The organism is Corallococcus sp. AS-1-12, from assembly GCF_020036995.1.
Taxonomy (GTDB): domain Bacteria; phylum Myxococcota; class Myxococcia; order Myxococcales; family Myxococcaceae; genus Corallococcus.
Window position 1 is genome coordinate 57,316 of the sequence record NZ_JAIQDD010000007.1, and the last position, 23,494, is coordinate 80,809.

Sequence of the window (23,494 nt, forward strand, 5' to 3'; positions counted from 1 at the left end):
CTCAGAGCTGGGACTTCTTGAGCCGGGCGAGCTCGGCCTCGAGTTCCTGAAAGCGGCGTTCGGCCGCATTCGCGCGCCGGGCTTCCTCGTCCGCGCGCCGGGATTCTTCATCCGCACGCCGGGATTCTTCCTGGGCACGGCGTTGCAGGCTCATCGTCTGGTCTTCCAGGCGTTCGATGAACTCCTCGGAGACCAGCAGTGGTGCATTGCCCGCCCAGAAACGCACGTCCTCGCCCTCGACCTGGAGTTCGAGTCCCAGTACCTCCGAGACGAAGCGTCCGTGCCGGGACTCCATGCGCGTGTAGACGCGCGCATCCGGTGTCGCCAGCCGGTAGCCCTCCAGCGTGAGGCATCCCCCATCGAAGATGAAGTACTCGGGGATTCCCAGACGGGCATACCGGCCCACGTTGAACTCGGCATCCTTCTTCCGGTCGCCCCCGACGTGGATCTCCATCACCCAGTCGAGCCCGTGCCCCTCGTGGCTCACCAGCCACTTCTTCCGGCGATGGTTCTCGACGTCCAGCACGACCAACAGGTCCGGCGCGAACCGGCGCTCCGCCGGGTAATACACCGGCAGCTCCGAGCCCACGTAGGCCTTGCGTCCACGGCGCTTGAAGTAGCCCCGGAGCGCCTCGCGCGCGAGCATCTTGGGTTCCTGATGGCTGTCCCCCTCGGGCATCGCCATCTCTTCGTACGTCACCTCACCCGGCAGCGTTGCCACCACCCGGTCCCGCTCCGCCTGCCCCATCCGATCCCATTCTTCCTGCGAAGGCGCCCGGGGGAAGGCGTCTCCAACCTTGTCGGTATGACGTCCCATGACCTCAAGCCTGCGTCGGGTAGGCCCCATGGTCAATCACCCCCGCGCGGGCTCTGAGCAAGCAACGCGCCAGGGAATACTCGTACCGGCGTCCAGGCTTCGCGGCGAATGACCTCGAATCAGCGCGTCTTCGCCGTCTCCAGCGCGAGCGCCTCGCTCCGCAACTGCGCGTCCAGCCAGAACGTCCCGCCCGGCACGAGCGAGGCCACGAAGGCCACGGCGATCCGCTTCACGCCCCAGCGGTATTCGATGGCCGCCATCATCAGCGTGTAGAGGTACGCCATGAACAGCACCCCGTGCGCCATGCCCACCACGCGCACGCCCTGGGGCATGTTCATCACGTACTTCAGCGGCATGGCGATGAGCAGCAGCACCAGGAAGGACAGGCCTTCCCAGAAGGCGACGGCGCGGAAACGGCCCAGGGCGGTCTTCAGCATGACGTCCTCTCTCCTCCGCACCATCCCCTGCCGTCAAGGGACCCGGCCACCGCGACCGCGCCTGCCCGCTCCCCAGCCACGCACCGGATGTCGGAAGCATCACGCCCGGCGCCTTCCTCCACCCGTCCACCCCCGGAGGCTGTTATCCCCCCGAGCGTGGACCCCACCTCGATGAACTCCTCCCTCCCCGCCCTCGCACGCGAGGCCGCCGAGGCGCCGGCCGCCGCCCGCCGCCAGCTCGAACGCTGCCGCGACACCTTCGCCTACCTGGGCGCCCGCCTGCGCCGCACGCCTCCCCGCTTCGTCGTCACCTGCGCGCGAGGCAGCTCCGACCACGCGGCCGTCTACGGCAAGTACCTCATCGAGACCGCACTGGGCCGCGCCGTCGCCTCGCTGGGCCCCAGCGTCGCGTCCGTCTACAACACGCGCTCCCTGGACCTGCGCGACGCGCTCTTCATCGCCGTGTCCCAGTCCGGCCAGAGCCCCGACCTGCTGCGCATGACCGAGGCCGCCCGAGCGGGAGGCGCCGTCGTGCTGGGCTTCATCAACGACGAAGCCGCTCCGCTCGCCGCGCTGTGCGACGTGCGCATCCCGCTGTCCGCCGGCCCCGAGCACAGCGTCGCCGCCACCAAGTCCTATCTGCTCTCCGGGCTCGCCTTCCTCCAGCTCGCCGCGCACTGGTCGGACTCCGCGGAGCTGCATGACGCCGCCCGGCGGCTCCCAGACGCGCTGGAGGCCGCGGGGAAGCTCGACTGGTGGCCGGCGCTCGCGACGCTCAAGGACGCCAGCAGCCTCTATGTCGTCGGCCGGGGCAGCGGCCTGGGCGCCGCGCTGGAGATGGCCCTCAAGCTCAAGGAGACCTGCCGTCTGCACGCGGAGGCCTTCAGCACCGCGGAGGTCCTCCACGGGCCGCTCGGGCTGGTGCGGCCGGGCTTCCCCGTGCTCGCGCTGGGGCAGGAGGACAACGCCGCGCAAGGCACCCGCGACGTCGTGCAGCGCATGGTCGAGCTGGGCGCGAACGTCCACACCGCCCTGCCCGTCCCCGGCGCGCAGGCCCTGCCCACGCTGCCGGACGTTCCCGCGGCCATCGCGCCGCTCTGCCAAGTGCAGAGCTTCTACTTCGCGGTGCACCAGCTCGCGACGGCGCGAGGCCTGGACCCGGATGCGCCCGCGCACCTGCGCAAGGTCACGGAGACCGTGTGATGCCCACCGTCCTCCAGGGCGCCCATGTCTTCACCGGGGACCAGGTCCTCGAAGGTCACGCCGTCGTCATCGAGGACGGGACCGTCCATGCCGTGGTGCCCCGGGCCGGGCTCCCCACCGGCGCCACCGTGCACACGCTGCCGGAGGACGCGCTCCTGGTCCCCGGCTTCGTGGACGTGCAGGTCAACGGCGCGGGCGGCGTGCTCTTCAATGACACGCCCACCGAGGAGGCCGCGCTCGCCATCGCCTCCGCCATGCGCACGTGCGGCACCACGGGCCTGCTCCCCACCTTCATCACCGACGACGCCGCCCGCATGCGCGAAGCCTGCGAGGCCGCGCTCACCGCCACCGCGCGCCCCGGCAGCGGCGTCCTCGGCATCCACCTGGAGGGCCCCTTCATCAGCCGCGAGCGCGCCGGTGTCCACGTGCCCGCGTTCATCCGCACGCCCGACCCTCGCGACCTCGACTACCTCACCACCCTGCCCCGCCGCTTCGCCGCGCACGGCGGCCGCGTGCTGATGACGCTCGCTCCCGAGTGCGTGGACGACGCCACCCTGCGCCGCCTCGCCAGCTCCGGCGTCGTGCTCAGCGCGGGCCACACCGCCGCCACCAGCGAGCGCGCCACCCAGGCCCTGCAATCCGGCGTGCGAGGCTTCACCCACCTGTTCAACGCCATGCCCCCGGTGATGAACCGCCAGCCCGGCCCCGTCGTCGCCGCGCTCACCCATGACGACGCGTGGTGCGGCGTCATCGCGGACGGCGTGCACGTGCACGCGGACAACCTGCGCCTGCTCCTCAAGGTCAAACCGCCGGGCAAGGTGTTCCTCGTCACGGACGCCATGCCGCCCGTCGGCACGCCCGTCACGTCCTTCACCCTCCAGGGACGCGCCATCCTGCGTCGCCACGGCCGCCTGGAGACGGAGGACGGCACGCTCGCGGGCGCGGACATCGACCTCACGGCGGCCGTGCGCCACTGCGTCCAGGCGCTCGGCGTCCCCCTGGAGGAGGCGCTGCGAATGGCCTCACTTCACCCCGCCACCTTCATGGGACTGCATGGCCACCGGGGACGCATCGCCCCCGGGCATCGCGCGGACCTCGTGCTGTTGAAGCCGGACCTTTCCGTCCACACCACCTGGGTCGGCGGGCAGGCGAAATCCAAAGCCAGCCATTAACCCGGAAAAATGGGTGCGTGACTCCTTCCGCGTGTACCGCAGGCGAGGAGAACACGAATGCGTCGTAGCAAATGGATTGTGGGCCTGGTGGCGTCCGCGCTGACCGTCGCCGGCTGTGGTCAGGAGTCCTTCGCCCCCGGGGCCGAGGGCCCGGGCAGCGTGATGAAGGCACCACTGGAGGCCGCGTGGGCCGTGGGCGTCGCCTACGCCGTGGGCACGCGCGTCATCTACGAAGGCCGCGTCTATGAATGCCGTCAGGCCCACACGTCCCAGGCGGACTGGACGCCCACGGCCGTGCCAGCGCTGTGGCTGGACCTGGGCCCCGTCACGGGCGGCGGCGACACCACCGCGCCCGTCGTCACCGCGTCGAGCAGCAGCACGAGCGTCACCGCCGCGGGCTCCATCACCGTCTCCGCGAGCGCCACGGACAACGTGGGCGTGACCCGGATGGAAATCCTGGAGAACGGCACGCTCGTCGCCACCGCGTCCTCGTATACGCGCAGCTTCTCCGGCTCCGGGCAGAACGGCACGTACACGTACACCGTGAAGGCGTACGACGCCGCCGGCAACGTGGGCTCGAAGACGGTCACCGTCACCGTCGCCATCCCCTCCAACGGCGACACCACCGCCCCCGTCGTCACCGCCAGCGCTAGCGCGTCGCGCATCACCGCCGCGGGCTCCTTCACCGTCTCCGCGAGCGCCACGGACAACGTGGGCGTGACGAAGCTCGAGATCCTGGAGAACGGCACGCTCGTGGCCACCGCGTCGTCGTTCACGCGCGCCATCTCCACGTCCGCGCAGAACGGCACGTACACGTACACCGTGAAGGCCTACGACGCCGCGGGCAACGTGGGCACGAAGACGGTGATCGTCGTGGTGGAGCTGCCCGGCACGCCTCCGCCGGGCGGCAAGCGCATCGTCGGCTACTTCACCGCGTGGGGCATCTACGCCCGCAACTACCAGGTCTCCCACGTCCCGGCGTCGAAGCTCACGCACATCAACTACGCCTTCTCCAACATCTCCCCGGACGGCAAGTGCATCCTCGGGGACGCGTTCGCGGACATCGACAAGGGCTTCGGCTTCCCCGGCGAGTGGGACCCGGGCGCGCTGCGCGGCAACTTCCGCGCGTTCAAGGAGCTGAAGAAGACGAACCCGCACCTCAAGCTGCTCATCTCCATTGGCGGCTGGTCCTGGTCCAAGTACTTCTCCCAGGTCGCCGCCACCGCCGCGTCGCGCACCGCGTTCGTGAAGTCCTGCGTGGACCTGTACGTGAAGGGCCAGTTCCCCGGCGTCACCCCGGCCAACGGCGTGGGCGTGTTCGACGGCATCGACGTGGACTGGGAGTACCCCACCGGCGGCGGCCTGCCGGACAACATCAGCAGCCCCGCGGACAAGGTGAACTACACCCTGCTCATGCAGGAGTTCCGCACCCAACTGGCCGCCGTGACGGCGCAGACGGGCCAGCCGTACCTGCTCACCATCGCGTCCGGCGCGTCACCGGACCTGCTCGCCAACAAGCAGGAGACCGTGAAGCTGGCCGGCATCCTCGATTGGATCAACGTGATGTCCTACGACTACCACGGCGCCTTCGAGAGCACGGTCAACTTCCACTCCGCGCTGGACCGCGTGACGGGCGACCCGGGCGCCAACGACGGCTTCTACACGGACGGCTCCATCAGCAAGATGCTCCAGTTGGGCGTGCCCGCGTCGAAGATCGTCGTCGGCGTGCCCTTCTACGGCCGCGGCTGGGGCAACGTGCCCAACGTGAACAACGGCCTGTTCCAGTCCGGCGTCCCCACCAAGGGCACCTGGGATGACGGCCAGTCCGGCCTCACCGGCGTGTTCGACTACAAGGACCTCAAGGCCCACTACGAGCGCGCGGGCTCCGGCTACACGAAGTTCTTCCACCCGGAGAGCAAGCAGGCCTACGTCTACAGCCCCACGACGAAGGTGTGGGTCGCCTACGACGACCCGCAGAGCCTCAACGCCAAGTCGGACTACATCCTGTCCAAGGGGCTGGGCGGCGCGATGTTCTGGGAGCTGAGCGGCGATGACGGCAGCCTCGTCGACACGCTCTACAACAAGCTCCACTGACGCCAGGCCCCCAACCAGGGGCACCCACACCGGGGCCGGCACGGGCAGCACGCCCGCGCCGGCCCTGTGCGTTTTCGTGCCCTGGCCTTCACGGGCCCACCCCGCCCCACATCGGTCCGGCATAGAGTGGGGCGCGGATGGGTTGCCTGCCCGCCGTCCGGGGCCGCATGCAGGGGAAGGCCGTGACGGGTCCACCTGTTCACTGGCGTCACCACCCCCTGCCTGCCCCCGGGCGCCGCCGATACTCGAGGAGAACGGATGTCGCGTTTCACATCGCTGGCCGCACTAGTCGTGCTCACCTGCCCCGTGCTGGGGCTCGCGAAGCCGAACGCGGACGACCGGGCCCGCGAGTACGCGGCCGAGGCCGTCAAGGCCGCCAACTCGCCGCGCGGCGGCGCCGCGCTCCTGCGCATGCACGCGCTGGTGGATGACGTGGAGGACCTCACCCCGCTGGTGAGCACCTACCAGCAGATTGCGTCCCGCCGCACGTCGGACGTGAACACGCGCACCACCGCCCAAATCCTGCTCATGGACGCGGAGCGCTCGCGCGGCCGGATGGTGCGCGCCAACGAGGTCCGCCAGTGGCTGGGCTTCGTCAACGACTACTACGTCGTGGGCGGCTTCGAGAACGAGGGCAAGGCCGGCTGCGACACGGACTTCGGTCCGGAGGCCGCCAACCTGGACCTCACCGCGCGCTACCCCGGCGCCAAGGGCCACGAGGCCACCTGGCGCAAGCTGTCCGTCACGTCCGCGGACGGCTACGTGGACCTGGCCACCGCGGTGCGCCCCAACAAGGAGTCCGTGGCGTACGCGCTCACCTGGCTGGAGGTGCCGCAGGACACGCGCGTGCCGCTGGCCCTGGGCACCTCCGGCGGCTACCGCCTGTGGGTGAACGGGCAGCTCGCGTCCAAGGAGGACCGCTACAACCTGCCGCGCCCAGACCAGACGCGCGTGTCGGTGAAGCTCAAGAAGGGCCTCAACCGCGTGCTGGTGAAGGTGTGCCAGGAGTCCGGCCCGCTGGGCTTCTACCTGCGCTCGGAGTCCGCGTCCGCCCGCGCCTCGCTGCCCGCCAAGGCCCCCGCCCTGGAGCGCATGCCCGCGCCCGCGCCGCAGCCCCTGCCCACGCTGACCTCCTCGCTGCGCGCGCTGGTGGAGAAGAACCCGAACGACGCGGCCCTGCGCGGCGACTACGCCCAGGTGCTGTCCTTCTTCCGCGCGTATGACGAGCGCGAGCACACCGCCAGCGCCGAGGCCGCGCTCGCCGCGGAGAGCGCCCCCAACGACGCGCGCCTCCAGGTGCTGGCCGCCAACACCCAGACGGACGACCTCAACGAGCGCCGCCGCTTCCTGGAGGCCGCCGTGAAGGCGGACCCCACCTACGCCCCCGCGCGCCTGGCGCTGGCGGACCATGAGATGGACCGCGGCCACCCGGAGCGCGTGCAGCCGCTGCTCGCCCCCCTCCTGGAGGTGGAGGACGGCCGCAACGTGCCGGGCGCGCGCCTGCTGCTCGCCCGCGCCGCGGAAGCCCTGGGCGAGCGCGCCCGGGCGCACGCGCTGATTGAAGAGGCCTTCCGCCAGCAGCCCCGCGTGCCCCGCGTGGTGCGCGTGGCCGCCGCGGCGTCCCGTCAACTGGGCCGCGCCCAGGAGGCCATGGACCGCATGCGCGTGGTGCTGGCGCTGCGCTACGACGACACCAACACCCGCCGCCAACTGGCCTCCATGCTCGCGGACGCGGGCAAGGTGGACGCCGCCGAGCGCGAGTACGCGAAGCTCACCGACCTGAACCCCTTCGACAACGGCAGCCGCGTGCGGCTGGCGGAGCTGAAGGCCGCCAACGGCGCCGTGGAGGAGGCCACCGCCCTCTTCACGGAGGCCAAGGCGCTCTCCCCGGATGAGCCGGAGGTGTACGAGCGCGAGGGCCGCGCGCTGCTCGCCGCCGGCCAGCGCGAGCCCGCCCTGGCCGCCTTCGAGAAGTCGCTGGCGCTGCGCCCGCAGAACCCCGGCCTCAAGGAGGCCCTGCGCACGCTCAAGGGCGAGTCCGAGAGCGCGGGCACCCAGTACCTGGTGGACGCGAAGCCCCTGTCCAAGGAGGCCGAGGGCTACGTGCACGAGGACGCCCTGTACCTCGTGGACAACACCTACGTGCGCGTGCAGAAGAGCGGCCTGTCCAGCCGCCTGCAGCAGATGGTGGTGCGCGTGTACAACCAGCGCGGCGTGGACGCGTTCCGCAGCGTGCCGGTGACGTACTCGCCGGACCGCCAGGAGGTGCGCGTGCTGCGCGCCCGCGTGACGAAGCCGGACGGCTCCGTGGTGGACAGCTACGGCGACGCGGACCGCAACATCAACGAGCCGTGGACGGGCATGTACTACGACGCCCGCGCGCGCATCCTGTCGTTCCCGTCGCTGGCCGCCGGTGACACGCTGGAGCTCACCTACCGCCTGGACGACACCGCGCAGGACAACCTGCTGTCCGACTACTGGGGCGACGTGGAGAGCGTGCAGGGCACCTACCCGAAGGTGCGCTTCCAGTACGTCGTGGACATGCCCCAGGAGCGGCCGCTGTACTGGAACAAGAGCCGCCTGGCCGGCGTGGACCAGCGGCAGGAGTCCCCCGAGTCCGGCCGCACCGTGTACCGCTTCGGCGCGAAGCACGTCTCCAAGGTGGTGCCGGAGCCGGGCATGCCGGGCTGGGCGGAGGTCGCCCAGAACCTGCACATCTCCACGTACAAGACGTGGGACCAGGTGGGCCACTACTGGTGGGGCCTGGTGCGTGACCAGCTCCAGCCCAACGCGGAGCTGAAGGCCACCGTGGACCAGGTGCTCACCGGCGTGGACCGCAAGGACCAGCTCGCCGTGGTGCGCGCCATCTATTCGTTCGTCGTCACCAACACCCGCTACGTGGCGCTGGAGTTCGGCATCCACGGCTTCAAGCCGTACCGGGTGGACCGCGTGCTCGCGCGCCGCTTCGGCGACTGCAAGGACAAGGCGAGCCTCATCCACTCCATGCTGAAGGTGGCGGGCGTGGACAGCCGGCTGGTGCTCCTGCGCATGCGCAACCTGGGCTCGCTGGACGCGGAGCCCGCGTCGCTGGCGGCCTTCAACCACGCCATCGCGTACGTGCCCAAGTTCGACCTGTACCTGGACGGCACGGCGGAGTTCCACGGCGCCAGGGAGCTCCCGTCCGCGGACCGCGTGGCCAACGTGCTGGTGGTGGACCCCAACGGCACCAGCAACTTCCTCACCACGCCGGAGGCGAAGGCGGAGGACAACAAGACGACGCTGGCCATGGACGTGGCGCTGCGCCCGGACGGCGGCGCGGACGTGAAGGGCCAGAGCAGCGTGTCCGGCCAGTCCGCGCCGGACTACCGCCGCGCCTACCGCCCGGAGTCCACGCGCAAGTCCACCTTCGAGCGCGCCTGGGCGCAGAGCTTCCCCGGCCTCACCGTGCGCGAGGTGAAGCTCAGCGACACCACCCGCCTGGATGACGACGTGACGCTGGACTTCCACATGGGCATCCCGCGCTACGCGGAGGTGCTGCCCGGCGGCAGCCTGCGCTTCCTGCCCTTCGGCACGGGGCGCACGTACCAGCAGGCCTACGCGTCGCTCGCCGAGCGCCGCTTCGACCTGGTGATGCAGAGCCCCTGGGTGAACACCTTCAAGCTGCGCTACACGCTGCCCGGCGGCTACACCGTGGCGGACATGCCGCAGGCGGTGGAGGAGACCACCCCGTTCGGCCGCGTGAAGCTCAGCTACCGCGTGGAGAACGGCGCGCTCATCGCCGACGGTGAGGTGGCCCTCTCCGTCGCCCGCATCAAGGCGGACGAGTACCCCCGGTTCCGTGAGTTCCTGGGCCGCGTGGACCGCGCCTTCGGCCGCCGCATCCTGCTCCAGGGGCCGGGGCAGAAGACGGCTTCGCGGTAATCGCCGACACTCGCGACGCCTGCCGGGTGTCGCGGGAGCACGGAGGGCTTGACCCGGACGCGGCCCTCCGTGCTTAAGCAGATGCATGCACCCTGCACGCGCGCTCGTCCTTGGCTGCTTGCTGCTGGCGACGGTCGCCACCGCGGCTCCCGTCGTCCAGGTCCCCGAAGGCGGGCGGGCGGTGGAGGTCATCCCCAAGGGCGTGCTGTGCGGCCCCGTGCGCGGCGGCTGGGTGCTGGGGCCGGAGGGCCGCACGCTCAAGCCGCCCACGCGCGCGGATGAGACCAGCCGCACGCTGGAGCTGAAGGTCGCCGCGGACGAGGCCTCCTGCGCCACGGCCACCGACACCGTGGTGGTGGTGGCCACCGGGCCCTTCCCGCGCATCGACAGCGCCTCCACCACGTTCTATCCGGACGACGGGCGCCTGGAGCTCAAGGGCACCGGCCTGAAGAACGTGGCCATCGCCTGGTCCGGGACGCCCCGGGGCGTGGATCCGAAGACGCTCTCGCTGGAGGGACAGGACGTCTGCATGGAGCCCAACGGCCCCAACGAGTGCGCCGTCCCGCTGACGCCCGGCCTGCCCACGGACGCGGCGCTGTCGTGGATCCCCGCCTACGGCCGCAGGGGCGCGGACGTGACGACGTACGACGCCAACGGGCGCTTCCTGGACGACGAGTACTTCCGCCTGCGCCCCGGCCGCACCGTGCTCACGCGGCCCCTGGTGCAGTCCTCCGGCGTGGACCTGTCCAAGGGCCCCGGCTACGCGGCGGTGACGCACTCGGAGGCCATCGCGTCCGTGGACTGCGGCACCGCGAGGTGCGAGGTGACCGAGGGCGCCGTGTCCATCCGCAACGTGCCGGGGCTGAACCCCACGGTGGCGCTGCGCCTGCGGCTGGTGCCGCGCGTGTTCTTCGCGAAGGGGGACGCGCTGGAGACGTCCTTCTCGGAGACGCTGCCCGTGCTCGCGTGCCCCATCTCCGCGGTGGAGGGCACGGTGCTGCGCGACGCGGAGAACTCCGGGCTGGTGATGCGCCTGGACGCGTCCTGCGCGCACGACCCGCGCGGCCTCTTGTGGACGGTGAACGGCGCGCGCGTGCGCGTGGAGCGCGTGGTGAAGGCGCAGGACGGCACGTACGTGCTGCTGCGCACCAGCGGCACCAACGAGCCCCAGGTCGTCGTCACCGCCATCACGTCGCGCGTGGACGGCACGGTGGTGGCGTCGGAGACGGCGGACACGCAGGCCGCGCCCGTCCCCCGCGCGACCCTGGAGCTGCCGGGCCACGGCGCCATCGACTTCGTGCCCACCAACCGCCCCGCGGAGGTGACGGTGGCGTCCAACGGCGGCCTGGGCCGCTTCGTGCTGCGCCCGCTGGGCGGGGCCTACACCGTGACGGTGCGCGAGTCCGCCACGCTCATCCAGGGCGAGGCGACCTCCGGCGGCTTCGTGTCGCTGCGCTTCGGCTACCGGCTGCCCACGCTGCCGGCGGAGCTGGCCACGTCCGACCTGTTCCTCACCGACGAGCGCGTGCAGCGCGCGGTGCGCGAGGCCAGCGTGCCCACCAACGTGGAGAACCTGGTGGAGCTCATCTGCGCGGACAAGGAGGGCAACGACGAGAAGCTCTCCCCCAGCCGCCCGCACCGGCTGGAGTACGCCATGCGCAACACCTGCCGCGTCGTCGTCCACCGCGAGCGCCTCACGCCGGAGGAGGGCAACCAGGAGATCACCCTGCGCATCACCGTGACGAAGTCGGACGGCTCCGTGCGCGGCGAGAGCAGCGTGGATCAGCGCCTGTTCCTGCGCCCCAAGGGCGAGATGCGCGTCATCCCCGTGCAGGGCAACCTGGGCCAGTACGACCGCATCCTCGTGCAGGTGGCGCACGTCGCGGACGAGTCCCGCTACGCCCTCTCCACGGTGGACCGCACGGGCCTGCCGTCCGCGCAGTGGACCGCCATCGTGCGCGGCGGCATGTTCCGCCTCTACACCATGGCCACCATCCCCGCGGGCCTCTACCGCGCGACGCAGCCCACGGGGCAGTTGGCCATCAACTTCGGCGTGCTGTCGCGCCTGGCGCTGCTCAACAACGAGGGCCAGGAGCGCCTGCTGGGCATCGAGATGGGCCTGATGGGCCTGGGCCTGGTGCCGCAGTCGGGGGAGATCCAGTTCCCGCCCACGCTCGCGGCCGTGCTGGGCCTGGGCCTGCGGGTGCCCATCGGGCCGGGCGCGGCGGTGGGCGCGCAGGCGTGGATCGCCCGCGAGTTCCGGGGCGACATCACCCGGCGCACCAGCGGCGACCCCAACACCGACACCGTGGTGCCCTCCAGCAAGTGGTCCTTCATCTTCGGACCCAGCATCTCCGTGGGCAACGTGGGCTTCAACCTCTGAAGCCCGCGCCGCGCCGCCGGGGCTACTTCCCGAGCAGCGCCTTCAGGAAGCGCCGCACCTCCGGCGGCCCCTCCACGCGGTAGCCCGCGCGCGAGTGCTTGTTGCCCGCGTGCACGGTGATGCCGCCCGGGGGCACCGCGGCGAACAGGTCCTCGTCCGTGACGTCGTCGCCCAGGGCCACCACGCGCACGTCCGGCGCCTCCTGCTTGAGCACCTCCGGCACCACGCGGCCCTTGTTGACGCCCCGGGGCCGCACCTCCACCACCCGGTCCCCGGGCAGGATGTGCATGGGCTCCTGGGAGAACTTCTCGAAGAGCAGCAGGCGCAGCTCGCGCGCCTGGAGCGCGCCGAACTCCGCGTCCACCTTGCGGTAGTGCCACGCGAGCGACGCCGTCTTCTCCTCCACGAACGAGCCCGTCACCCGCGCCGCGAACGTGTCCAGCACGGACTTCACCTTCGGCTTCCACTCGAAGGACACGCCCGGCAGCGCCTGCCACGGCTGGCCCCGCCGCATGCGCGACCACAGGCCGTGCTCCGCGTGCAGCCCCGCGGGCAATTCGCCGAACCACGCCTCCAGCGTGTCGCGCGGGCGGCCGCTCACCAGGTGCACGGACAGGTCCGGCCGGGCGCACAGCTCCTGGAGCAGCGTCATCAGCTCCGCGTCCGGCGCGGCCAGCTCCGGCGTGGGGGCGAAGCCCACGAGCGTGCCGTCGTAGTCCAGGAACAGCACCTTGCGGCCCGGCCCCTTCAGCTTCTCCACGGCGAGCATGCCGTCCGGCAGCGGCGGCTTCTCCTCCACCGAGGCCAGCCCCTGGAGCCGGTCCAGGAAGCTGGCCACCCACCAGTGCACGTCCCGCGTCTTCACGCCCGCGCGCAGGGCGCGCATGCGCTCCTTGCGCTCGGGGGCGGGCATCTCCAGCGCCTGCTCGATGGCGTCCGCCATGCCCTCCACGTCGTAGGGGTTCACCAGCAGCGCGTCGCGCATCTCCGACGCCGCGCCCGCGAACTCGCTGAGCACCAGCACGCCGTCCTCGTCCGGGCGGGCCGCGCAGAACTCCTTGGCCACCAGGTTCATGCCGTCGCGCACGGGCGTCACCAGCATCACGTCCGCGCCCCGGTAGAGGCTCACCAACTGCCTCTCGTTGAGCGAGCGGTAGAGGTAGTGCACGGGCGTGCTGTGCACGGTGCCGTAGAGGCCGTTGATGCGGCCCACGATTTCGTCCACCGTCTCGCGGTACTCGGCGTAGGCCTGCACCTGCGTGCGGCTGGGCACGGCCACCTGGATGAAGCGCAGGCGCCCGCGCAGGGACGGCTGCCGCTCCAGCACGCGCTGCACCGCGAGCAGGCGCCGGGGAATCCCCTTGGTATAGTCCAGCCGGTCAATGCCCACGAGCAGCCGCTCGCCGCGCGCGCGCTCCTGGAGCGTCTTCACCTCGTCCAGCACGCCGGGCTCGCCCGCCAGCGTCTCGAAGGCGGTGGCGTCGATGCCCATGGGGAAGGCGCCCACGCGCACCTCGCGCCCCTGGAAGAGGACGCGGTCGATGTCCGTGTCCAGCCCCAGGTGCCTGAGCAGCGTGCCGGAGAAGTGCCGCACGTAGCTCACCGCGTGGAAGCCGATGAGGTCCGCGCCCAGCAGGCCCTTGAGCAGCTCCCCGCGCCGGGGCAGCGTGCTGAAGATTTCGGAGGACGGGAACGGGATGTGGTGGAAGTAGCCGATGCGCGCGTGCGGCAGGCGCTGGCGCAGCATCCCGGGCACCAGCATGAGCTGGTAGTCGTGCACCCAGATGGTGTCGCCCGGCTGGTAGTGCTTCGCGGCCAGGTCGGCGAAGCGCTCGTTCGCCTTGCGGTAGGCGTCCCAGTCCCGGTCCTGCCGGGGGACGCGGTCCAGCATGTAGTGACACAGCGGCCAGAGCACCCGGTTGGAGTAGCCCTCGTAGAAGCGGCTGACCTCGCTGGCGGACAGGTACAGCGGCACGCAGCGCAGGTCCGCCAACTGCTTCTCCACCTGCGCGCGCTGGGCGTCCGTCAGACGGGAGACATCCCCGGGCCAGCCGATCCACATGCCCCCGGAGCGCTCATGCGGGCGGCTGAGCCCGGTGGCGAGCCCCCCGGCGCTGCGCACCACGGAGACAGCATCCTTCTCCGCCTTGACGGTGACGGGAAGACGGTTCGAAACGAGCAGGAGTCGAGCCATAGACCCACTAGCTCTATTCACCCCTTCCGGGAATGGCTACCGCCTTCTGTGCCTGGCTGACGTTTATGGGCCCCTGGCCCGCCCGGGCCCAGCCGAGCCGGACCAGCAGCGCGGGCTCCCTGCCCGCCTTCCACACGAACGCATCCAACACGTAGTGCGTGGCCTGCGGCAGCGCGAGCAGGGGCACCACGAGCGCCAGCACATCCGACTCCAGGACAGGGCCCATGTCTCCGAACAACACCGGGCGGTCGTGCCACACCAGCACGTCCCACAACCCCTCCTCCAGGAGCGCCAGCCCCGCGAGGAACAGCAGGAAGCCCGGCAGCCCCGCGCGCAGGAGCACGCCCCACTCGCCGAAGCCCCCTTCCGCGTGGCGCCCGCGCGCGTAGCGGAACAGCAGCGCGAAGTACGGCACGCCGTGCAGCACCACGTTCATCACCGTGAACGCGAAGTCGTCCCGCGCCAGCACGATGCCGCCGAACCACGCCACCCACGTGGCCGCCACCAGCAGCACCTTGCCGGCCTGCACGCCTTCGCCGCGCGCGATGCGCAACGCCTGGAAGCCGGCCCACAGCGTGAGCACCGCCGCGTGCGCGCCCAGCGCCGCGGTGCCCACCCACCGGGGGAGGCCGGAGAGGAAGTCGTTCTCCACGAACCACCAGAAGGCGCGGGGCAGGTTCGCGTGCCACCACACGACGGGGCCCAGCGTGGCGGCGTAGACGGCCGCGGCGTCCAGGCGCCGCTCGAAGGCGGACGCGCGCGCCTTGCGGTCATAGAGCGCCACCCAGCCGTACTGCTGGCGGATGAAGTGGAACAGCGCCACGTACGCGAACAGGCTCCAGAACGCGGCCGGGGACACCATGTAAGCGAAGACGCCCGCCGTGTACGCGGCGAGCGGCGCGCCCACGTAGAGGCCCGGGCGGCGCGACACCTCCTCGCCGTCCAGGTACGTGCGGAACAGCGTGGACCAGACGTGCGCCACGTCCACGCCCACCACGAACAGCAGCCACGCCCACGCGGGCGTGTCCCCCGCCGCCCCCAGCCACGGCGCGGCCAGCACGAAGGCCACGGACAGCAGCGCGCTGCCGGCGAACACGGTGAGGTCCACGCCAGGGCCGAACAGCCAGGCCTGCGCGGGCGAGAGGAGACGGGGCATCGGGACGCGGAGCCTACCAGCCCTCCCGCGTCCCCGGACGAAGCGCGCCCGGACGGAGCCTCACAAGGAGTCCGCCTAGTTTCTACCCTGCATGCCGGAAACCGGTACGCCCTGGGGTAGCGTTCCCACGTGGGAGGTCACGCATCCTTGTTCCAACCTTTCAAATTGGCCCTGGTGCTCGCGCTCGCAGCGGGAGCGGCGGCGCACGCAGAGGCGTCACCTGGGGGCCGCGTCAGACGGGAACGGCCTGTCACTGTCGCGAGGACCGCGGGTGAACCGCTGCCCGTGGTCCACGTCACCCAGGACACACCGACGCTGCTCCTGTTCCCTTCACCGATTCAGCGGAAGTCCCTCACCTTCGACGAGTCGCGGATCCGCGTCCTGGATGCAGGGGAGCGGTCGGTCATCGTTCAAGCCGTGTCGGACCTCCGGGAGGACGAACGGCAGGTGATGGGTGTCTTCTTCGCGGACGGCGGTACACCCGCGAGAGCCGCCTTCTCGCTGGTGACCGTCCCGGCCGAGGTGGACACGCGGATCGATGTGCAGCGGCCCCAACCGCCGGACGTCGCTTGCCAGAACGGACCTCAAGCCAGGGTGCCACAGCCGGAGGACTTCGTGCTGCTGGGCTACGTGGACGGGATGGGCGTCACGACCTCCAAGGTCCACGCGGTCGAGCCCGGCTCGCAGGGGCTTTCTTCCTCCAAGGCCATGTCCTTCCGCGGCAAGGGATGGGTGCTGGTGGATGTCCGCGTCTTCAACGAGGTCGACCGGCCCTCCTGGACGCCGCGAGAAGCACTGTTGGTAGGCCGGGGGGGAGGCCCCCTGAGGGCACGGCTTGTGAACGTCCAAGAGGGCGCGATTCCACCAGGAGAGGAGCGGCGGGTGCTCGTGATTGCGAACACACAAGAGGTGGAGCCCCGCCTCATGTTCACCCTGGAGGTACGCGGGGACGGGGGACGTACCCTCACCATCCCCGAGGTGCGCTTTCCAAGACCTGCTCCAGGAGAAGTTCAATGACCGCGACCCTGCTCAGGCTGCCGTCGGGCGCCGTCGTGGACGGATGGCGCGTCTCGGGCGAACTCGGCAATGGAGGGTTCGCCGTCGTCTATCTCGTGGAGAAGAACGGCAAGCAATGCGCGCTCAAGATCGCGCGCCACCGTGAAGCCAGCGGGGACTACAAGCAGACCCACGCCCGCATGCTGCGCGAGTTGACGGCGCTCCTCCTGCTGGATCATCCCAACATCATCGGACACCGGGGCTACGGATACGCAGAGAGTGGCAACGCCTACATCGCACTCGATTACGTGGAGGGCTGGACGCTGGCGGAATGGAAGGAGCGCAAGCACCCCACGGTGCGTGAGCTCATGCGGGTCTTCGAAAAGCTATGCGCCGCGCTGTCCTATATGCACGGCCGGGGCGTGCTTCATCGCGACTTGAAGCTGAGCAACGTCCTGGTCCGCAAGAGCGACGGTGAGCCCATCATCATCGACTTCAGCTGTGCGACCTACACGCTGGCCGACGAACTGACGGACGGGGGGCTGCCTCCGGGAACGGACCGCTTCCGGGCCCCAGAGCAGTTCCAGTTCCTGCGTGAGCACAGGAATGAGCAGCGGGCGCGTTACGACTTCAAGGTGGCGGACGAAATCTTCGCGGTCGGAGCCATGGTCTATGAGCTGCTGACGGATCCGCGCCCGACAGGGTTCAACGGGCGCTTTTCGCTGAACAGCCCCGTTGCGACACCGCCCGCTGCGCGTGCGGTCAATGCCCGCGTCCCCGAAGCGTTGAGCGATCTCGTCGAGGATCTTCTCTCGCGCGACCCCAAGCGGCGCCCGGCCGACACCGAAACGCTGCGTCGCGAACTCGCGGAACTGCTTGCCTCGCCCGGCGACGACTACGACGTGCCGGCGCATGCACCCTCGGAGCAGCGTCAGGTTGAACCGGTTGACCGCGCCTCGCCTACCGGCATGGCGCCGCCGCCCCATGCGTCTCCACACACGCGGCACGTCAGCCTGAGGCCAGGCTCCCACCGCGGGGGGCGAAGGCTCGCGGTCGTCGTCGCGGGCATCGCGCTCGCCGCCGCTGTGGCCTATGGGTTTCGTCCCGGAGCATGGCCCCCGCACGCGCCGCCCGCCGTTGCCACGCCGCCGTCCTCCGGGGCCTCTCGTTCCGCGCCGTCCAGTCTCTCCGCCCCTGGTATGTCACCCGCTGGCGGGACGCCCGTATCCACGCCGGACCCCGCAGTCACCGCCGCCCTCAAGGAAGGTTCACCCGTGAAGACCCCACCCCTCGAAGCGACAACCCCAGGACGCACCTCTCGCAGGCAGAAGCGCCCTCTGGGGGCCGTCGAGTGCTCCTCCCTGTCGCTTGTCGCGGCGCTGGCGGCGGGTTGCCCTGGTTCCCAGATTCGCCCGGAGTCGTTCACGTGCCCAGCCGGTGCGGAACGGGCCATGCGGGAGGAACTCCACTGGGAAGTGGGCGAAAGCTTCCTGGTCATCCCGGACGACCGCTACACCACGAGTGACGCCCCCTGGATTACAGCGGGTGCGGCGGTGGTGGCGGTTGTTCCCAAGGGTGCGGTTGATCCGCGACAGGTGCAGGTGGCTCCGCCTGGGACACGCTTCCATGGGACGGCGTACTACCTGTCCGACAAGATGGGGCGCACGGAAGGACCGGCGGTCGTCATCCGGTATGACCGCGCGAAGCTGCCAGGGCAGGAGGAGCAGCCCGTTTGCTTCGTGGTGGAGATTCCCTCCAAGGGCTTCAAGGATGGCAGGGTCAAGGCTCAGCAGAACATCATTCGCGGTGACGTCGTGGACCGCTGGCCCTGAACAAGACGAGGGGGACGCCTTGGGGAGAAGGATGGCTTCCAGCACGAGCTCCGCGACGACCTTCAAGGCCCGGGGCCAGCTCAAGGCAATGGGTGTTTCGAGCGACCAGGGCAGTGCGACTCGGCGCTGCCGCGGGTACGCCCTCCCCTGCGGTTTCCCACATGGGTCCGCGACCACCGGGCTCTTTCTGTCTGATCAGAAAATGCGACCGGCAGCGGCGGTGGCGGACAGCCGCCGTGAAAACTTCCTGAGACAAGGAGATGCGTCAAAGACAACAACCCGACACGTGCGACTAACTTGCAAGGTTTTCCTTCCTGGGCGTTATCATGGCTGAAGACACACAGACGCAGGGCCGACCGTGGAGGCTTTCATGTCCGGAATGTCGATGATGAATGGACTGGTTCACACCGCCGACCTCGAGTGGAAGCCGCTCGGTCCTGGAACGTCCTACCGGCTGCTGCGCGTGAGCGCGGAGACGGGCGTGTGGAGCGCCATCCTGAAGATGGAGAAGGGCGCCGTCTTCGCGCCGCACAAGCACCTGGGCCCGGCCGAGATCTTCATCCTCTCCGGCTCGACGCAGGACCGCCTGGGCATCACCCGCGCGGGCGACTACGAGTTCGAGCCGCTGGGCGCCGAGCACCCCGCCACCACCGCGCTGGAGGAGTCGCTCGTGCACTTCACCGCGCACGGCCCCATCGCGTTCCACGACGACAAGGGCCGCATCGTGATGCTGCTCGACTCGGAGTTCTTCCTGAAGGCGCAGGAGCAGGAGCCGCAGTACAGCATCAAGAAGGCGGCCTGACGCACGGCCGAGGCTGTGTTTCACACGTCGGGTGTCTGACATTGACACCCGACGTCAGGGTTGGCGGCCAACGCCTCAGGCCGCCTCCAGCAGGCGCAGGAAGGCGCGGGCCGCGTCGGCGTCGCTGATGGGGCCCAGCCCCTCGCTCACCTGCAGCTCCGTGGACACGACGCCGGGCACGCGCGTCTGTCCGAAGCCCCCCGCCACCCAGACGCGGTCCTCGCGCGCGATGCGGTCGCGCTGACGGACGTACGACTGGGGCGAGCCGCGCAGGAACACGTGGAACATGTTCGTCTGCACGGGCTGCGGCAGCACGGTGACGCGGGGGTCCGCCGCGATGAGCGCGGTGAGCGCCTTCGCCCGCTTCACGTAGCCGGGGATGGCGGCCAGCGCCGCGTCGAAGCGCATGGCGGCGGAGGCCACCAGCGGGGCCAGGTGGAACAGGTTGCCGCCGTGCCGGTGGCGCCACACGCGCGCCTCCTGGATGAAGTCGCGGCGGCCCACCAGCATGGCGCCGCCGATGCCGCCCACCATCTTGTAGAAGGACACGTAGACGGAGTCGAAGCCCTTGCAGATGTCCGCGTAGGAGCGGCCGTAGAAGGGCTGGCTCTCCCACAGCCGCGCGCCGTCCATGTGCAGCTTCACCTTCTTGTCGCGGCAGGTGCGCTTGAGCTCCTGGAGCTGCTCCCACGTCTGGAGCTGCCCGCCCAGCCAGCGCACCGGCAGCTCCACGCTGACGCTCCCCAGCGCGTCGCGCGCACCGGCCACGTCCTCCGCCAGCAGCGGCCGCGTCCACGGCCCCAGATTCACCGCGCGCAACTGGTGCAGCACGGAGTAGGCGTCGTCCTCGTGCAGCACGTGGTGTGACGACGGGTGCACGCCCACCGTGCGCAGGTTGCCCTGGTCCGCGTAGATGCGCAGCGCGATGAGCTGCGCCATGGTGCCCGTGGGCATGAAGCACGCGTCCTCGAAGCCCAGCAGGTCCGCGAGCTTCTTCTCGAAGGCCTGCACGAAGTCGCCGTTGCCGTAGAAGTCGCTGGACAGCTTCTGGCGCTGCATCCACTCGCCAATGCGCACGTACTCCGCGCCGTCATCGGACGTGGAGGCCACCGGCAGTGACGCGGTGCAGCCCTTGCGCAGTTGTTCGTACTCGGCCGCGGAGGGCGCCGCCGCGTTCGCGTTCGCCGCGGGGACGCCCGCGAGCCCCGGCGACTTCGTGGTGCGCAGGGACGGCGTGCCCCCGTCCGGAGCCGCGTCGCCCCGCCCCGGGAACAGCGTGGAGCCCGCGAGCAGGCTGGTGAGTGCGAGGAACTCCGCCCGGCTGAAGCGACTGTCCTTCATGTGCCCTTCCCTCCCGCTTCGGATGGCTACAACCAACTGGCGCTCTTGAGCCCCATTCCCGCCAGGGCCCGCTCCGCGGCCTGCACGCCGAACCAGTTGGCCTCCTCGAAGAGGGCCATGCCGCCCAGGTCCGTGTGCGCGAAGTGCAGGTGCCGCCCCAGGCTCTGCTGCGCGGCGCGGCGGGCCTCGCCCCAGAGGAAGCCCGGCTGGGGCCGCACCATGGCGTGGCCCCAGCGCTGCACCTCCAGCCGCTGCGCGAGCGCGCCCACCCCGGGGTGCGCCGGCAGCAGGTCCGCCATCACCAGCGCCTCCCAGTCCCCGTACGTCGCGGAGAGGGCCTGATTGCGCTCCGCCTTCACGTCCGCGCCGGCCATGGGCAGGTACCACGTGAGCACCGTGGGCCCGCGCGCGTCCTGGCGCAGCGACTGGTGCGTGGCCACCACGTAGCCCAGGCTCCGGCTCTCGTAGAAGACGTTGTCCCAGGCCAGCGGGAAGCCCCGCGACGCGGGGGGCGCGGACACCGTCAGGTTCGCCACCACCCACGGGCTGTAGACGAAGGCGTCCATCCACGCGGGGCGCGCCTCGCGCCACGGCGCCACCACGTGCGCGGCGACGAAGCGCGGGCACGCCAGCACCACCTGCCGGGCGTGGAAGGCCCGAGGCGCCCCGGTGCGCGCATCCAACGCGTGCACGCGGCAGCCGTCCTCGCCCGGCTCCACCGTGTGCACCAGCACCTGCGTCTCCAACTGGCGCGGGCCCAGCGACGACGCCAGTTGCCTCACCAGCCGGCCGTTGCCCTCGGGCCAGGAGAGGAAGCCGTCGCTGCGCTCGCCCTTCCCGTTCTGCCGCGCGGCGAAGTACCAGATGCCCGCCCAGGCGGAGACGTGCTCGGAGGTGGTGCCGTAGTCGTCGCGGCACGCGTAGTCCACGAACCACTTGAGCCGGGGCGAGCGGAAGCCCTCCGCCTCCATCCATCGCGCCATGCTCAGCGCGTCCAGCGCGGTCCACTCCGCGTCGTCGCTGGAGAGCGCCCCCGGCACCGCGAACGCCTTGCGCCCCTTCGCGTCGCGCGCGGCGGCGAAGGCGTTCATCCGCGCGTCGAAGCGCTCCAGCTCCGCCAGGTCCTCGGGGCTCGCGCCCGCGCGCAGGTACAGCCCTTCGTACCAGTGGCCCCGGTAGAAGACGCGCTCGTCGGGCTCCTGGATGAGCAGCTCCTCCGCGAACGACGGGTGGCCCTCCGCGTCCACGCCGGTGACGGCGTCCATCTGCCGCAAGAGGCGCATCACCGGCCCCCTGTCCTCCAGGGGGGACGGCAGGTAGTGCGCGCCCCACGGGAACGCGGACACGGCGTTGCGGCCGGAGCGGGACGTGCCCCCGGCCTCCGCCTCCAGCTCCACCACGCGCACGTCCTTCACGCCCGCGGCGGACAGGCGCCACGCGGCGGACAGCCCGGCCACGCCCGCGCCGACAATCAGCACGTCCACCCGCTCGAAGTCCTGCGCGCGCGGCAGCGGCCCCGTGCGCAACCTGTGGCCGGTGTCCACCGCCCGGTCCACGATGGCGCCCGGCACCGGCGCGCGAGCGGCCTGCCGCGTACAGGCGCTCGCCACGGAGGCGCCCAGGAACGCGGCCACCAGCTCGCGCCGCGTCAGTTCCACCGGCGCCACTCCTCTTCGTAGTAGTGCACCAGCACCTGGTTGTTCAGCCGGTTCACCTCCGCCGGCAGCGGGGACATGTCCGGGGAGAAGCGCGTGAGCCCCTCCAGCGTGTCCTCGTCCAGGAAGGCCAGCCCCTCCGGCAACGCGCGGTGGCGGCTGGCCGTCTCCTGCGCCACCAGCACGTAGCCCCACTCACCGAAGGACGGCACCAGCGCGTGGTACGGCTGCGTCCAGAAGCCCGCAGCCTTCAGCGTGGTCTCCACGCACCAGAACGAGCGCCGCGCGAACAGGGGGCTGGTGCTCTGGATGACCGCGACGCCGCCCGGCGCCAGGCGCTTCTTCAGAATCTTGTAGAAGCCCGTCGTGTACAGCTTCCCCAGCGCGAAGTTGTTGGGGTCCGGGAAGTCCACGATGACGACGTCCCAGGCGTTGGCGCCCTCCGTCAGGAACTGCATGGCGTCCGTGTTGATGACGCGCATCTTCGGGTGCGTCATGGAGTGGTGGTTGAGCGCCGCCAGCTCCGGGTAGTTCATGGCGAGCCCGGTGATGGCGGGGTCCAGGTCCACCAGCGTGACGGACTTCACCTCCGGATACTTCAGCACCTCGCGCGCCGCGAGCCCGTCCCCGCCGCCCAGGATGAGCACGTGCTCCACCTTCTGCGCGCGCACCATGGCCGGGTGCACCAGGGACTCGTGGTAGCGGTACTCGTCGATGCTGGCGAACTGGAGGTTGCCGTTGAGGAACAGCGAGAAGCCCCGCTTGCCGCGCGTGACGATGATGCGCTGGTACGGGGAGCTGGTGGCGTGGACGACGTCATCCGCGTAGAGCTGGTCCTCGTAGAAGGTGGTGAGCCGGTCGCCCAGCGCGAAGCACACCAGCAGCCCCGCGCACAGCGCCACCGCCTTGACGCGCAGGCGCACGGGGTTGGCCAGCACGGGCGCGAGCAGCCACGTGCTCCACAGCCCCACGCCCGCGTTGAGCAGGCCGAAGAGCAGCGACGTGCGCACCAGCCCCAGCTTCGGCACCAGCAGCAGCGGGAAGGCCACGCTGGCCGCGAGCGCGCCCAGGTAGTCGAACGTCAGCACCTGGCTGACCAGGTCCTTGAACTTGAGCTGGTCCTGCAGGATGCGCAGCAGGAGGGGGATCTCCAGCCCCACCAGCGTGCCGATGACGAGCACGCTGCCGTAGAGCACCACGGGGAACACGCTGGTGAGCGTGAAGGTGAGGAAGAGCATCGGCGCGCACAGCCCGCCGACCAGGGCCACGGCCAGCTCTATCTCCACGAAGCGCTGGGCCACCCCGCGCTCCACGAAGCGCGACAGGTAGCTGCCGATGCCCATGGCGAAGAGGTAGCCGCCGATGACGGTGGAGAACTGGGTGATGCTGTCCCCCAGCAGGTAGCTGGCGAGCGTCCCGACGATGAGCTCGTAGATGAGCCCGCACGTCGCGATGACGAGGACGGTGAGGAAGAGCAGCGTCTTGTTCAAA

15 protein-coding genes are annotated in these 23,494 nt (G+C 70.7%); 8 read left to right on the top strand and 7 right to left on the bottom strand.

Annotation, left to right across the window (positions count from 1 at the left end):
• Nucleotide 1: 1 nt before the first annotated feature.
• Both K8556_RS14025 and K8556_RS14030 read right to left on the bottom strand, forming a co-directional pair.
• The gene (locus K8556_RS14025) at nucleotides 2-817 is read right to left on the bottom strand and encodes a Uma2 family endonuclease (protein ID WP_370639928.1); all 816 of its coding nucleotides are present in this window, start codon (nucleotides 815-817) and stop codon (nucleotides 2-4) included.
• A 119-nt stretch (nucleotides 818-936) separates the two neighbouring features.
• The gene (locus tag K8556_RS14030) at nucleotides 937-1,254 is read right to left on the bottom strand and encodes a DUF3817 domain-containing protein (RefSeq protein ID WP_223740573.1); all 318 of its coding nucleotides are present in this window, start codon (nucleotides 1,252-1,254) and stop codon (nucleotides 937-939) included.
• A 171-nt stretch (nucleotides 1,255-1,425) separates the two neighbouring features.
• Here K8556_RS14030 and K8556_RS14035 point away from each other — a divergent pair, with 171 nt between their 5' ends.
• The 5 genes from K8556_RS14035 to K8556_RS14055 all read left to right on the top strand — a co-directional run bounded on the left by K8556_RS14035 (nucleotide 1,426) and on the right by K8556_RS14055 (nucleotide 12,027).
• Nucleotides 1,426-2,457 carry an SIS domain-containing protein gene (locus K8556_RS14035; protein WP_223740574.1) on the top strand — a complete coding sequence of 344 codons (1,032 nt, stop codon included), beginning with the start codon at nucleotides 1,426-1,428 and terminating at the stop codon, nucleotides 2,455-2,457.
• Nucleotides 2,457-3,629, top strand: coding sequence for an N-acetylglucosamine-6-phosphate deacetylase (nagA, locus tag K8556_RS14040; RefSeq protein WP_223740575.1), 1,173 nt, complete (start codon nucleotides 2,457-2,459; stop codon nucleotides 3,627-3,629). Before K8556_RS14035 ends, nagA begins: the two co-directional genes overlap by 1 nt.
• 57 nt (nucleotides 3,630-3,686) lie before the next feature.
• A complete protein-coding gene (locus K8556_RS14045) occupies nucleotides 3,687-5,723 on the top strand; it encodes a glycosyl hydrolase family 18 protein (protein ID WP_223740576.1) in 2,037 nt (678 codons plus the stop codon).
• A 258-nt stretch (nucleotides 5,724-5,981) separates the two neighbouring features.
• Complete coding sequence (locus K8556_RS14050) at nucleotides 5,982-9,644, top strand: DUF3857 and transglutaminase domain-containing protein (RefSeq protein WP_223740577.1); 3,663 nt, start codon at nucleotides 5,982-5,984, stop codon at nucleotides 9,642-9,644.
• 85 nt (nucleotides 9,645-9,729) lie between these two features.
• Nucleotides 9,730-12,027, top strand: a complete 2,298-nt coding sequence (locus K8556_RS14055) for a hypothetical protein (protein ID WP_223740578.1) — start codon at nucleotides 9,730-9,732, stop codon at nucleotides 12,025-12,027.
• A 22-nt stretch (nucleotides 12,028-12,049) separates the two neighbouring features.
• On the opposite strand, the gene K8556_RS14060 is transcribed toward K8556_RS14055, so the two are convergent.
• Complete coding sequence (locus tag K8556_RS14060) at nucleotides 12,050-14,221, bottom strand: bifunctional alpha,alpha-trehalose-phosphate synthase (UDP-forming)/trehalose-phosphatase (RefSeq protein ID WP_223740579.1); 2,172 nt, start codon at nucleotides 14,219-14,221, stop codon at nucleotides 12,050-12,052.
• A gap of 13 nt (nucleotides 14,222-14,234) precedes the next feature.
• The gene (locus K8556_RS14065) at nucleotides 14,235-15,377 is read right to left on the bottom strand and encodes a hypothetical protein (RefSeq protein ID WP_223740580.1); all 1,143 of its coding nucleotides are present in this window, start codon (nucleotides 15,375-15,377) and stop codon (nucleotides 14,235-14,237) included.
• A gap of 147 nt (nucleotides 15,378-15,524) precedes the next feature.
• On the opposite strand from K8556_RS14065, the gene K8556_RS14070 reads away from it, so the two are divergent.
• The 3 genes from K8556_RS14070 (at nucleotide 15,525) to K8556_RS14080 (ending at nucleotide 19,007) form a co-directional block, all read left to right on the top strand.
• Nucleotides 15,525-16,394, top strand: coding sequence for a DUF2381 family protein (locus K8556_RS14070; protein ID WP_223740581.1), 870 nt, complete (start codon nucleotides 15,525-15,527; stop codon nucleotides 16,392-16,394).
• Nucleotides 16,391-18,205, top strand: coding sequence for a serine/threonine-protein kinase (locus K8556_RS14075; RefSeq protein WP_223740582.1), 1,815 nt, complete (start codon nucleotides 16,391-16,393; stop codon nucleotides 18,203-18,205). Before K8556_RS14070 ends, K8556_RS14075 begins: the two co-directional genes overlap by 4 nt.
• Before the next feature lie 370 nt (nucleotides 18,206-18,575).
• Nucleotides 18,576-19,007, top strand: a complete 432-nt coding sequence (locus K8556_RS14080; protein ID WP_223740583.1) for a cupin domain-containing protein — start codon at nucleotides 18,576-18,578, stop codon at nucleotides 19,005-19,007.
• Between the two features lie 75 nt (nucleotides 19,008-19,082).
• On the opposite strand, the gene K8556_RS14085 is transcribed toward K8556_RS14080, so the two are convergent.
• Genes K8556_RS14085 through K8556_RS14095 form a run of 3 tightly spaced genes read right to left on the bottom strand, consistent with a single transcriptional unit; the run spans nucleotide 19,083 to nucleotide 23,493 of the window.
• Nucleotides 19,083-20,348, bottom strand: coding sequence for a low specificity L-threonine aldolase (locus tag K8556_RS14085; protein WP_223740584.1), 1,266 nt, complete (start codon nucleotides 20,346-20,348; stop codon nucleotides 19,083-19,085).
• 26 nt (nucleotides 20,349-20,374) lie between these two features.
• Nucleotides 20,375-22,006 (bottom strand): FAD-dependent oxidoreductase, encoded by a 1,632-nt coding sequence (locus tag K8556_RS14090; RefSeq protein WP_223740585.1) that lies wholly within the window; start codon nucleotides 22,004-22,006, stop codon nucleotides 20,375-20,377.
• The gene (locus tag K8556_RS14095; protein WP_223740586.1) at nucleotides 21,997-23,493 is read right to left on the bottom strand and encodes a polyamine aminopropyltransferase; all 1,497 of its coding nucleotides are present in this window, start codon (nucleotides 23,491-23,493) and stop codon (nucleotides 21,997-21,999) included. Before K8556_RS14095 ends, K8556_RS14090 begins: the two co-directional genes overlap by 10 nt.
• Between the last annotated feature and the right edge of the window lies 1 nt (nucleotide 23,494).

What these genes read in the sequence shown, in the direction of transcription:
- K8556_RS14025 (WP_370639928.1), bottom strand. Translation starts at nt 817, where the DNA reads ATGGGACGTCATACCGACAAGGTTGGAGACGCCTTCCCCCGGGCGCCT.
- K8556_RS14030 (WP_223740573.1), bottom strand. Translation starts at nt 1,254, where the DNA reads ATGCTGAAGACCGCCCTGGGCCGTTTCCGCGCCGTCGCCTTCTGGGAA.
- K8556_RS14035 (WP_223740574.1), top strand. Translation starts at nt 1,426, where the DNA reads ATGAACTCCTCCCTCCCCGCCCTCGCACGCGAGGCCGCCGAGGCGCCG.
- nagA (WP_223740575.1), top strand. Translation starts at nt 2,457, where the DNA reads ATGCCCACCGTCCTCCAGGGCGCCCATGTCTTCACCGGGGACCAGGTC.
- K8556_RS14045 (WP_223740576.1), top strand. Translation starts at nt 3,687, where the DNA reads ATGCGTCGTAGCAAATGGATTGTGGGCCTGGTGGCGTCCGCGCTGACC.
- K8556_RS14050 (WP_223740577.1), top strand. Translation starts at nt 5,982, where the DNA reads ATGTCGCGTTTCACATCGCTGGCCGCACTAGTCGTGCTCACCTGCCCC.
- K8556_RS14055 (WP_223740578.1), top strand. Translation starts at nt 9,730, where the DNA reads ATGCACCCTGCACGCGCGCTCGTCCTTGGCTGCTTGCTGCTGGCGACG.
- K8556_RS14060 (WP_223740579.1), bottom strand. Translation starts at nt 14,221, where the DNA reads ATGGCTCGACTCCTGCTCGTTTCGAACCGTCTTCCCGTCACCGTCAAG.
- K8556_RS14065 (WP_223740580.1), bottom strand. Translation starts at nt 15,377, where the DNA reads ATGCCCCGTCTCCTCTCGCCCGCGCAGGCCTGGCTGTTCGGCCCTGGC.
- K8556_RS14075 (WP_223740582.1), top strand. Translation starts at nt 16,391, where the DNA reads ATGACCGCGACCCTGCTCAGGCTGCCGTCGGGCGCCGTCGTGGACGGA.
- K8556_RS14080 (WP_223740583.1), top strand. Translation starts at nt 18,576, where the DNA reads ATGTCCGGAATGTCGATGATGAATGGACTGGTTCACACCGCCGACCTC.
- K8556_RS14085 (WP_223740584.1), bottom strand. Translation starts at nt 20,348, where the DNA reads ATGAAGGACAGTCGCTTCAGCCGGGCGGAGTTCCTCGCACTCACCAGC.